General features: G+C 72.6%; 1 protein-coding gene. It reads left to right on the forward strand.

Going from position 1 to position 1,279, the window contains the following annotated elements; genetic code table 11:
* Positions 1 to 1,279 (forward strand): FAD-binding and (Fe-S)-binding domain-containing protein (locus JM664_RS17790; protein ID WP_227421285.1); only part of this gene is annotated, 1,279 nt, incomplete at both ends.

Genomic DNA, 1,279 nt, shown 5'->3' on the forward strand with positions numbered 1-1,279 from the left:
GCTGCTGCTCGTCGAGTTCGCCGAGGACGATCCGGAGGAGAACAGCCGCCGCCTCGCCGGGCTGCACGACACGATGGCCGGGCTCGGCTTCCGCTGGGACGATCCGGCCAGGCGCGAGGGCGGCGTGCTCGACGCGCCCGACCAGGCGCTGCAGGCCAGGATCACCGAGGTCCGCACCCAGGGCCTCAACATCATGATGTCGATGAAGTCCGCCGGAAAGCCGGTCTCGTTCGTCGAGGATTGCGCGGTGCATCTCGAGGATCTCGCCGACTTCACCGACCGCCTGACCGCGCTCTTCGCGCGCCACGGCACCACCGGCACCTGGTACGCCCACGCCTCGGTCGGCCTGCTGCACGTCCGCCCGGTGCTGAACCTGCGCGAGGAAGCCGACGTCCGGGCATTGCGCGCCATCGCGGAGGAGGCCTTCGACATCGTCGCCGAGTATCGGGGCAGCCATTCGGGCGAGCACGGCGACGGCATCGTCCGCTCCGAGTTCCACGAGAGGATGTTCGGCCGCCGCATGGTGCAGAGCTTCGAGGCGGTGAAGGACCGCTTCGACCCGGACGGCGTCCTCAACCCCGGCAAGATCGTGCGCGCGCCGAAGATGGACGACCGCAGCCTCTTCCGCTACCCGCCGGACTACCGGCACCAGCCCGTGGAGACGCGGCTCGACTGGTCCGGCTGGCCCGCGGGCCTGCACGGCGCCGTCGAGATGTGCAACAACAACGGCGCCTGCCGCAAGCTCCAGGGCGGCGCGATGTGCCCCTCCTACCGCGTCACCCGCAACGAGCGCGACGTCACCCGCGGCCGCGCCAACACGCTCCGCCTCGCGCTCACGGGCCAGCTGGGGCCGGACGCGCTCACCTCCGACGACATGGCCGAGACGCTGAAGCTCTGCGTCTCCTGCAAGGCCTGCAAGCGCGAATGCCCGATGTCGGTCGACATGGCCGCGATGAAGGTCGAGGTCGCCGCCGCGCGGGCGAAGAAGCACGGCCTCTCGCTCCGCGACCGCCTCGTGGCGCACCTGCCGCGCTATGCCCCCCTCGCCGCCCGCGCACCCTGGCTCGCCAACGCGCGCGACCGGCTGCCCGGCGCCGCGGCGCTGTCGCAGCGGATGGCGGGCCTCGCCGCCGACCGGCCCCTGCCCGCCTGGAGCCGCCGCCCGTTCCGCGAGGATGGCGGCGACGCCGAGCCGGACGTCATCCTCTTCGCCGACACCTTCAACCGCTGGTTCGAGCCCGGCCACCTGCGCGACGCGGTGACGGTGATGCGCGCCGCG

This window comes from Roseitranquillus sediminis, from assembly GCF_016918935.1.
Lineage (GTDB): Bacteria > Pseudomonadota > Alphaproteobacteria > Rhodobacterales > Rhodobacteraceae > Roseitranquillus > Roseitranquillus sediminis.